Source organism: Streptomyces sp. NPDC054932 (genome assembly GCF_053610205.1).
Genome location: NZ_JBSGXU010000261.1, coordinates 1 through 9274 on the forward strand (window position 1 = coordinate 1; position 9274 = coordinate 9274).

At 71.6% G+C, this 9274-nt stretch carries 10 protein-coding genes; 3 read left to right on the forward strand and 7 right to left on the reverse strand.

Annotated features, from left to right (window positions below):
• Window positions 1-168: 168 nt before the first annotated feature.
• Together ACWGE1_RS37810 and ACWGE1_RS37815 are read right to left on the reverse strand one after the other, a co-directional pair.
• Window positions 169-1257 (reverse strand): tetratricopeptide repeat protein, encoded by a 1089-nt coding sequence (locus ACWGE1_RS37810; protein WP_453425001.1) that lies wholly within the window; start codon window positions 1255-1257, stop codon window positions 169-171.
• Complete coding sequence (locus ACWGE1_RS37815) at window positions 1254-2582, reverse strand: ATP-binding protein (RefSeq protein WP_453425002.1); 1329 nt, start codon at window positions 2580-2582, stop codon at window positions 1254-1256. Before ACWGE1_RS37815 ends, ACWGE1_RS37810 begins: the two co-directional genes overlap by 4 nt.
• Window positions 2583-2705: 123 nt before the next feature.
• Here ACWGE1_RS37815 and ACWGE1_RS37820 point away from each other — a divergent pair, with 123 nt between their 5' ends.
• Window positions 2706-3071: a hypothetical protein gene (locus ACWGE1_RS37820; protein WP_453425003.1), complete on the forward strand. Its 366-nt coding sequence runs from the start codon at window positions 2706-2708 to the stop codon at window positions 3069-3071.
• A gap of 41 nt (window positions 3072-3112) precedes the next feature.
• Here ACWGE1_RS37820 and ACWGE1_RS37825 read toward each other — a convergent pair whose 3' ends face one another.
• From ACWGE1_RS37825 to ACWGE1_RS37835, 3 genes are all read right to left on the reverse strand, one after another.
• Window positions 3113-3370 carry a hypothetical protein gene (locus ACWGE1_RS37825; RefSeq protein WP_453425004.1) on the reverse strand — a complete coding sequence of 86 codons (258 nt, stop codon included), beginning with the start codon at window positions 3368-3370 and terminating at the stop codon, window positions 3113-3115.
• Window positions 3370-3579 (reverse strand): hypothetical protein, encoded by a 210-nt coding sequence (locus ACWGE1_RS37830; RefSeq protein WP_453425005.1) that lies wholly within the window; start codon window positions 3577-3579, stop codon window positions 3370-3372. Before ACWGE1_RS37830 ends, ACWGE1_RS37825 begins: the two co-directional genes overlap by 1 nt.
• Before the next feature lie 114 nt (window positions 3580-3693).
• Complete coding sequence (locus ACWGE1_RS37835; RefSeq protein WP_453425006.1) at window positions 3694-4782, reverse strand: alpha/beta hydrolase; 1089 nt, start codon at window positions 4780-4782, stop codon at window positions 3694-3696.
• A gap of 294 nt (window positions 4783-5076) precedes the next feature.
• Here ACWGE1_RS37835 and ACWGE1_RS37840 point away from each other — a divergent pair, with 294 nt between their 5' ends.
• Together ACWGE1_RS37840 and ACWGE1_RS37845 are read left to right on the forward strand one after the other, a co-directional pair.
• A complete protein-coding gene (locus ACWGE1_RS37840; protein ID WP_453425007.1) occupies window positions 5077-6303 on the forward strand; it encodes a hypothetical protein in 1227 nt (408 codons plus the stop codon).
• An 83-nt stretch (window positions 6304-6386) separates the two neighbouring features.
• Window positions 6387-7172, forward strand: coding sequence for a hypothetical protein (locus ACWGE1_RS37845; RefSeq protein ID WP_453425008.1), 786 nt, complete (start codon window positions 6387-6389; stop codon window positions 7170-7172).
• Window positions 7173-7277: 105 nt separating this feature from the next.
• On the opposite strand, the gene ACWGE1_RS37850 is transcribed toward ACWGE1_RS37845, so the two are convergent.
• A complete protein-coding gene (locus tag ACWGE1_RS37850) occupies window positions 7278-8582 on the reverse strand; it encodes an anhydro-N-acetylmuramic acid kinase (protein WP_453425010.1) in 1305 nt (434 codons plus the stop codon).
• Between the two features lie 5 nt (window positions 8583-8587).
• Window positions 8588-9274: MFS transporter (locus ACWGE1_RS37855; RefSeq protein WP_453425009.1), on the reverse strand; the 687-nt coding region annotated here is incomplete at its 5' end.

A 9274-nucleotide genomic window follows, 5' to 3' on the forward strand; every position in this document is an offset into this window, starting at 1 on the left:
GGTCGGTCACCGGGTGACCGTAGGGACGACGCGCGGTCCGTAGGCGTCGGTCGGGGCCGGCGCCCAAGCGCGCCGGCCCCTCGGCAGTACGTCGCCCGGGCCGAGAACGGCACGGGCGGGGTACGCCGCGCCCTTCACCTCAGCCAGAGCATCGTGGCCGTCCCGAGCTCAGGCGCGGATCGCCGCGCGCTCGAACCACACGGTGAGCAGGGTCGGCACCAGCGCCACCCAGAACAGCACCTGCGGGACGATGCGTTCGGACCACGGCACCGTCACGATGACCACGGCGGTGAGCGTGCACCACGCCGACTGCCCGACGATCAGCCGCGCCCAGCCGACCCGCCGGACCAGCGAGCGCAGGCTCAGCCGGACCCCGGCACGCATGCCGCGGTAGCGGCGCCAGGCACCGAAGCCCCAGACGGCGGCCATCAGGGCGAGTGCGTAGAGCCGGATGCCGAGCGGCCCCGGCAGCGCCACGGGGTCGTTGCCGGTCGGGAAGATTCGTCCGGCAAGGGCCGCGATCACCAGGCACAGCAGCGCGAGCCAGCGGGTGCCGCGCAGCATCCGGAACACCGCCCCGTCCAGGCCCTTGCGCAGCCGGTGGGCCTGAGGATCGGCGGCGAGAGCTGTGGCGTACGCCTCGGCAGCGGCAGGCAGCTTGGCTCCCGCGCCGGTCAGCGGCGGCGCGGAGGCCTCCCACGCGGCGTGCTCGGCCCGCTCCTCGAGCGCCCAGGCGTTCTGCGGGTCGATGCGCAGGGTCTCACGCACCGCCTGCCGCACCGCGTCCGAGCGGCCGTTCATCAGTGCGGCCTTCCACAGCGCGTACCACGCACCGACCGAGTCCGGGCCGAGCCGCACAGCGGTCGCCGCCGCGTCGAACGCCTCGGGCCAGCGCGGCTGCCATGCGCCCAGGGCCTCCGAGAGGGCCACGAAACCCTGCCAGTTCTGCGGGTCGAGCCGGATCGTCTCCTGGGCCTCGGCCAGTGCCTCGTCCGGTCGGCCGAGCCGCCGCAGAGCGTACGTGCGTACGTAGTGGGCGTCGTACTCCTCCGGCGCGAGGGCCAGCGCTTCGCCGGTGGCGGTGAGTACCTCCTCGAACTCCCGGACCGACAGGTGGCAGCGGGCGAGGTGCACCCAGCCGTCCACGTCGGTCGGGTCCTCGGCGAGCCGCCGGGCGAGCAGCGTGCGGGCCTCGTCGATGCGGTCGAGCTCCATCAGGGCAGCCGCCTGGTCGACGAGCGGGTGCGGTGCGGTCACAGTTTCCGTGCCTTCTTCAGGTAGGCGAGCAACTCGTCGTACGTGCCGCCTTCGTTGGCGAACATCGCCACGTTGCGGGCGGCCGCGAACCACGGTTCGGTGGACGGCCGGATCGCTTTCACGGCGCCCAGCAGGTCCTTCGTGTTGATCATGCGTACGGTGCCGGTACGGGCGGAGTCGAGCAGCGCCGTCTCCGCCGCGCTCTCGCAGACGTGCGCGAGGTCGGCGCCGGAGAAGCCGTCGGTGGCCTTGACGAGCTTGCCCACGTCGACCGATTCGATGGGGCGTTCCCGCAGGTGGTAGCGGAGGATCGCGTCGCGGGCCGGACCGTCGGGCGGCAGCACGAGCAGTGTGCGGTCGAGTCGGCCCGGGCGGCGCAGCGCGATGTCCACGTCCCAGGGGACGTTGGTCGCGGCGAGCACGAACACCCCGTCGTTGACGTCGCCGACGCCGTCCAGCTCGGTCAGGAGCTGGTTGACGGTGTTGCGCATGCCGTTGTGCCGGGTGCGGCTGCGCTTGGCGCCGAGTGCGTCCAGCTCGTCGAGGAAGACCACGCACGGCGCCTGCCTGCGGGCGGTCTCGAACACCTCGTGCATGTTGCGCTCGGAGTTGCCGACCCACATGTCGAGCACGTCGCTGATCGACACGGAGAGGAAGTTCGCGCCGAGTTCCCCGGCGACGGCCCGGGCGATGAACGTCTTGCCGCAACCGGGCGGCCCGTACAGGAGCAGCCCGCCGCGCAGGCTCTTGCCGTACAGCCTGCTCAGTTCCGGATTGCGCATGGGCGCGAGGAAGGCGGCCTCCAGGCGGTCCTTGACCTCCTGCATACCGCCGACGTCGGCGAGGCGTACCGAGCCGCGCGCGTCGGGCGCATCCACGTCGTAGGCACTCGCGTCCCCGGCGTCCCCACTGCAATCGACGGCCAGCGGTGCCTCCTTCGTGGCGGGCTCCGCGATGAACCGGGGCGGGACGATGTCCCCGACCTCCTGTTCGGCAGCTCCCCAGTCGAACCTGCCGCCCCGCTGTGCGGGAGCCGCCGACTGCTCGACGGGCACCGACGGCACCGACGGCGCCGGTCCGCCCATGGCCCGCGCCATCAGGGCCCGGGCCTGCGCATCCCCGGGTGCCTGGCTGAGTACGAAGGCCGCCTCCACGACCGCCGCGTCACCGTGCCCGGCGTCGAGCAACAGCTGGGCGAGGTGCAGTCGTAGGGGTACGTCGCGGGGCGCTGCGGCGACGGCTGCGCGCAGGCTGCCGATCAGCGGGGACTCGGCGGCCTCGGGGCCGCTGGAGGTGTTGGGGGTGTTGGGGGTTTCGTCGGGCATGTCACCACCCTACGAACCCGCTGCGCGCCCGGCTCAGGCAGGTTCCGCATCATCGGGCCCGTGAGGGAACCCCGGGAGCGCTCATGGACATCTAACTGCTGGGACACGATGAAGGGGTGGGCCGTGCCGGGTTCAGAGGGAAGCGCCGACGGCAGGGGGCGGGGCGGCCGTCACTTGTGGGCGCCCGGGCTGGCGAATCTCCTGATCGGTGTGGTCGCCATCATTCCGGGCCTGTGCATCCGGTGGCTCACCATGGAGTACCCGTCGGTGGACTGCGGCGGCGGCATCGGCTGTGACAAGGAAGCGTCCGAAACCGCAACCGTGATGACGTACGGGGCCGTGCTCAGCGGCCTGTTCGTCCTGGGGATGGTGCTGGTCGTGGACGTCCTCATCCCACGACAAGAGGGCCTGCGACTTCACCGGTGGCTCGGCATGGCCGTGCTGGTCCCGGTTCCCTTCGTCGTGAGTCAGGCTCTGGGCTGGACATAGCGTCTGCCATGCCGGTTCCTGACGCGGGATCACCGTCGCGATCAGGAGGGGTCAGGCTCGGCGTACGCGACGAGGACGAGCGTGCCCAGGGCGGTTGGCACGTACAGAACGCGGACCCCGTCCGCGCGGTGTTCGCGGACGGACCCGTGCTTCGACAGCATCCCGGCCCCCGGGTTCCGGGAGATGGAGACGAGCACGGGATCAAGACGTGCCCGCTGTATGCCGGACATCCGCTCGATCTGTTCCTGCGCCACGTCGTGGAAGACGATGCGGTCCTGCCGCGGGCCGTGCTCGACCATCAGGCGACGTTCGCAGAGGAAGCGCTCTCGTCCACCGGGGGCTGCCCGAGGTTCTCCCGCAGGTCCTCCCACGGCGTGATCCGCTCCAGATCGATGCCTTCGCCGGCCAGGCGCTCGAGCACGTAGGCGATCTGCGGATCATCAACAGCCAGGTCCCGCGCGTCAGCTCGCAGCGCGTCCTGCTCCGCCTCGTCGAAGACGATTCGCATCGGGCCCTCCCGGAATAGGTCTGCCACGAGGCTAGCGCAGGGCGCGTGCCCGCGGGACCCATCAGGCTGCCCCGACCCGGCCGGCAACCGCCGAGCCGGCCGGGGGCCTGTCCCTCACTGCGGCTTCGGGCCCTTCATCAGCTTGCTGAGCTGTTCCAGGGGGCCTTCCTTCATGCCTCGGACGTAGTCCCAGCCGTTGTGGTCGCCGCCCTGGATCTCGTGGATCGTGACCTTGATCGGGCCCTTGCCGAACTGCTGCTGGAACTTCTCCATCCGGTCGCGGCCGCCCTCCTTGGTGCCGTACTGGAAGAGGACGTTCACCTCGGGGCCCTTGTCGTTGATCAGCTTCGGGGCGAGCTTCTCGGGGTTGTTCGCGTCCATCTCCGCCTGGTGGCCCTTCCAGAGCGGGGAGTCGGGGACGATCTCGCCGCCGTTGGCGATGACGGCCCGGAAGCGGTCCGGCCTCTGCAGGAGCTGCTTGAGGCCGACGAAGGCGCCGGAGGAGTTGCCCATGAAGGCCCAGCCATCGCGGGACTTGTAGGTACGGAAGTTGGCCCGGGCGAGGTCGGGGACGTCCTCGCCGATCCAGGTGCCCATCTTGGCCTGGCCGGGGATGTCGGAGCCGTCGTAGTAGTACTTGGCGTCCGGATTGAGGATCGGCATGACCAGGATGAACGGGAGGCTCGTGCCGGCCGCGGCGCCCTCGGCGACGGCCGCCTGGAGGCCCAGCTTCGGCATGGTCGCCCAGTAGTTGTCGGCGTTCCCGTTGCCTCCGGGCAGCGCGATCATGACAGGGAACGCGCTCTTGGCGTACTTCGGGTCGTCGTACTCCTTGGGCGTCCATACCCAGACGCTGCCCTCGAAGCCGGACTTGGCGCCCTTCACCCGGGCCTTGGATATGCGGGTGCCGTCGTCCAGCTTGACCGTCTGCTTGAAGTCGGCGAACGGGCCGGTGGGGAGGGACACGTCCGGGTCTGCGCTCGGCGCGGAGGCTTGCTTTCCGCCGCTGCTCGCCTTGTCCTTGTCCGCTCCGGCAGAGGGTTTCCCGTAGCTGACGGCCTCCCCGTTCCCGTCGAACCAGTCCGTCTTCCAGTGGATCAACCCGGCACCGGCGCCGGCGAGCAGGGCCACGGCCACGGCGGAGCCGATCCACACCTTCTTGCGGGATCGCCTGGGCTGTTGCGTCTGCGGGTACTCGTGCACGAACTCTGCTCCGAACAGGGCGGCTGCCCTCGGGCGGGCAGAACGGGTGGGTCTTTCTCTTTGGATGCGTTTCTCGACCCTGAAGGTTGCAAAAATATGCAATAAATGTCGTTTAGGTTTCAAATGAGCCGGACACGCGCGGGTGTCAGCCAGATGCGTACGGCGGCTGCGAGCCGGCCGTGGGGAGCCGATGCTGGGGTCATGAGGACCGGTACCGGTGGGCCACCGGACGAGGACGGGGTTCGGGACCGTCCGGGGCGGCCTGCGATGCGGCGGCGTGCCACGGGCTGCTGCATGGCGCTCGGGTTGCTGGTGTCGGCGGCGGTGCTGTTCCGGGTGGGACTGACGGACGCGCTGCGGGCGCTGACCTTCGGCGGTCGCGTCATGGGGGCAGTGTTCCTCGTGGGGGCAGTGGTGGAGGTGGTTGCAGCCGGGGCGGTCCTCGACTTCTGGGGCCGTCGAGTGACGCGGTACGCGGGTCAGGCAGTCCTGCTCGGCGTGAGCACGGTGGCGGTGACGAGTCTGGTCCTGCTGGTGTTCCAGTGGGAAGGCGGCTACCTCGCGGGCTGGTTCTGGCTGTGGGCAGGCCTGGTGGCATGGGCGGTGTGGGCCGTATGGGTGGTGACCCGGGAGAAGGCATGGCAGGGCATGCCGCATCCACGGAGCTTCGCCACCGGGGTTGCGCTGTCCGCGCTGATCGGTTCGGCGAGCGTGACGTATTCGGCGATGTACGTCCCGTACGTGGCGCCGCCCAAGGTGCCGTTCCTGGTGTCCTTCGGGAAGCCGGTGCTGAATCCTGACGGGAAGCGGCTCTACGTGCCGGCCCACTTCACCTTCCGCAACGACGGGGCGGTGAGCATCTTCGTGATCGGAACGCTGTGGTCGGCGAAGCTGTGGCCCACCGCGTTCCGTGAGAAGGGGACGGAGCGCACGCAGTGGCGGCAGGAGCTGGGAGACGGCTGGGACACACATCGCCAGGAGGACTTCAACGTCGCTCCCCGTTTGCTGGCTGCAGGGCAGATCTCCAATGCGGGCGCCCGGCTCGACCCCGGTGACGACTTCTCCAAGGACGCCGTCGTCGAGGTGCCGGTGGCAGCGGAGCAGGGCCGTGTGGAGCTCTTCGCGTCGGTTTCGTTCATCCGGGCGGACCGCTGCAAGCTTGCCAACAGCTATGTGGGATCGATCGAACGTTCGCGGGATCCGGATTCGCCGGGGAAGGAGCACGTACGTGATGCGCCTGACTGGTTGGCCGATCCGGGTGACGACTTCTTCCGGCACCGGTCGAGGATCTACCGGACCAGTGAGGTGATGCGGATGACGCAGGCGCCGGACTGGGCTGCGATGTGGTGGGTCATCCCGAAGGGGAGCGACGCAATCCCGTTCATGCAGGTGCACATCTCCCGGGATCCCGACGGGCGGGAGGCGCTCAGCGAGGACGAGCAGGAGCCGTACGGAATGAAGACCCTGGAGAGGGGTGTAGACCAGCCGGTGGCGGTGCTGCGCCGACTTGCCGGGGCTTGACGGTCTGCCATGGCGGGGACGCGGTGGTGGGGCTGGGAACCGATCCCGGCGCTCGCCGCGGCGGCGGGTGAGATCCTCAACGGATGAACGAGACATCCGCTGCTCCGGCGACCGCCGGGTGGCCGCCGGCCGCGGCCGGGGAGACCGATTGGCTGCGGGAGCTGGCCGGTGATGACGGGCTCACCGGCTTCATGCCACCGGCCCTGCCCGACGCCGCCTGGGTGCTCCACTCCCTGTACGAACACGAACTCGGGCCGACCGGAACGTCCTACGTGGCGTACCGACGGGCCGTACTGAATGGCGGTGGGCCCGAGATCGTCCCGGGCCTCGACCCCGCGGAAGTGTTCACCGACACCGTGGGCGAGCGCCCGGGACCCCGTTGGCGCAGACTGCGCTGGGCGGAACTCACGCAGCGAACCGATGACCCCCTCGTACCGGAGGGGCACCTGCCGTGCCCCACCTCCTTCCCTTCGTTCAAGCCGGGCGGCTGGCCGGTCGGCATCATGGCGCCGTCCGAGGGCAGGCTGGACCGCCCCGACTGGGACCGGCTGGTCGACATCCTCACCGAGCACAGCCCGCAGGGCGCGGAAACCCTCTGCCTGGCCTACTACAACCCGCTGCTGCAGAGGGCCGAGGACTTCGACAACGTGCACGTCCGGGCCGGCACACTGGCGGACGCCAAGGCGTTGTACGACCACCCCGAGGAGGACGGTTGGACCCCGTCCAACCTCTGGGCCCGGGACCGGTCCTGGGTCCTCTGTACGGACTACGACCTGTGGGCCACCAAGGTGGCGGGGCCCGCCCGGCTCGTCGAGGCCCTCCTCGCCGACACGGAAATCGAGGCCGTACGACTGCCCTGGGACCCCTGATCCCGACCCACCGCAGCCACCGGATGAAGCGCACCGTCACAAGGGCGCTCCGCCGGGGCGGGATGGGATCGCCTGCCTGTCGCTTCCGCATCACCGTAGCCCTCGTCACCCACCGGCAGTGCCCTCCGGGGCGCACGCTTCGGCACGTGGGGCGCAGCTCGGGGGTTGCCCGGGCGGCGCGACCCCGACGGGGGCGGCGGTGCCGATGGTGAGGCGGGTGGGCGCGGGCGTCGGCGGCCCGGGCTCGGGCAGGGGCAGGCGGCCGGAGGCGCCGGGGGTGATCGAGCCGAGGACGCTCGCGTGCCGGGCGCCGGTGCAGGAGGGGACCGTGCCGGCCAGGCCGTGCGCGGTGAGCCAGCCCAGGACGGCGAAGGCGTACGCCTCCTTGGCGCCCGACGGAAGGCCGAGTTCGTCCGAGGTCCGCAGCGTCACGGCCCCGTCCGCGCCGCTCAGTTCCTCCTGCAGCCGGCGCATCAGCACCGGGTTGCGGGTCCCGCCGCCCGACGCGATGACCTCGGTCGCCCCGAACGGCCGGACGGCGTCGGCGACGGTCCGCGCCGTGAGCCGGGTCAGTGTGGCGACCACGTCCTCGGCGGGCAGCGGCCCGCACCCCTCCAGCGCCGCCTGCAGGTACGGCAGGTGGAAGAGCTCCTTGCCCGTGGTCTTCGGGACGGGCAGCGCGTAGTACGGGTCGTCCAGCAGCCGCCGCAGCAGTGGCGGGTGTACGCGGCCCCGCGCGGCGAGCAGGCCGTCCACGTCCATCGCGTACGCCCGGCCCTGTCCGTCGCGCCCGGCCAGCTCCCGTACCGCGGCGTCGATCAGCGCGTTGGCGGGTCCCGTGTCGAAGGCCAGCGGTCCGCCGCCCGCCCGGTCCGACGACACGACCGTCACGTTCCCGATCCCGCCCAGGTTGAGGGCCACGGACACCCCCGGCCGTCCCCGCAGCCACAGGACGTCGAACGCGCTCACCAGCGGCGCGCCCTGCCCGCCGGCAGCCACGTCCCGGGTACGGAAGCCCGAGACGACGGGTCGGCCGGTCGCCTCGGCGATCCACGCCGGCTCGCCGATCTGGAGCGTGCCGTGCACCCGGCCGGCCTCGGCCCAGTGGTAGACGGTCTGCCCGTGCGACGCCACCAGGTCGGCCCGTCCGCCGCACAGTTCGGCATCGGCCCGCACCGCCGCCGCGGCGAAGGCCCGCCCGAATCGCGTGTCGAGCCGGCACACCGCCGCCAGGTCCGTCCGTGCGGGCGGCAGCGCCCCGGCCAGCTCCTCCCGCAGGTCGTCGTCGTACGCCGTACTGACCATCCCCAGCGGCGTGAGCACCAGCGTGTCCCCGTCGACGGCGATGTCGGCGGCGGCCGCGTCGATGGCGTCGTACGACGTGCCCGACATCAGCCCGACCACGCGCAGGGCGCTCACCGCAGCGGCCGCAGGTGGTCGTCGCCGCGCAGGGTCAGCAGCGCGACGCAGCTGACCGCGCAGGCCGCCGCCGCGTAGTAGGCGGGGATGTCGGCGTCCCCGGTCCGCGCGACGGCCACGGTGATGATCAGCCCCGCGCAGCCGGAGAACACGGCGTTGGACAGCGCGTACGCCAGTCCGAGCCCGGTGCAGCGCACCCGGGTCGGGAACATCTCGGCCAGCATGGCGGGCCCCGGCCCCGCCATCAGCCCGACGACGGCCCCGGCGCCGAGGAGCGCTGCGCCCTTCGCGTACCGCGGCACGTCGGCGTCCTGCACCAGGTCCAGCAGCGGCAGCGCGAGCACGGCGACCAGCAGTGCCCCCGCCACCATCACCGTCCGCCGGCCGATCCGGTCGCTCAGGGCGCCGGCGGGCAGGATCGAGGCCGCGAACCCCAGGTTGGCCAGGGCGGTGGCGACCAGCGCCTGCTGGAACGTCGCGTTCAGCGTGCTCTGGAGGTAGGAGGGCAAGACCACCAGGAAGGTGTAGCCGGCCGCCGACCACCCCATCACCCGCCCGGCACCCAGCACCACGGCCCGCACCGTCTCCCCGGCGCGCGGCCGCGCCACGCCTCCGCGCGCCGGGGCGCCGCTCGAGCCGTCCCCGCAGGCCGCCGCGACCACGGCGGGCGACTCGTCCAGCCG

Coding starts and splice junctions, on each gene's coding strand:
- ACWGE1_RS37815 (WP_453425002.1), bottom strand. CDS start 2,582: ATGCCCGACGAAACCCCCAACACCCCCAACACCTCCAGCGGCCCCGAG.
- ACWGE1_RS37825 (WP_453425004.1), bottom strand. CDS start 3,370: ATGGTCGAGCACGGCCCGCGGCAGGACCGCATCGTCTTCCACGACGTG.
- ACWGE1_RS37830 (WP_453425005.1), bottom strand. CDS start 3,579: ATGCGAATCGTCTTCGACGAGGCGGAGCAGGACGCGCTGCGAGCTGAC.
- ACWGE1_RS37840 (WP_453425007.1), top strand. CDS start 5,077: ATGGCGCTCGGGTTGCTGGTGTCGGCGGCGGTGCTGTTCCGGGTGGGA.
- ACWGE1_RS37845 (WP_453425008.1), top strand. CDS start 6,387: ATGAACGAGACATCCGCTGCTCCGGCGACCGCCGGGTGGCCGCCGGCC.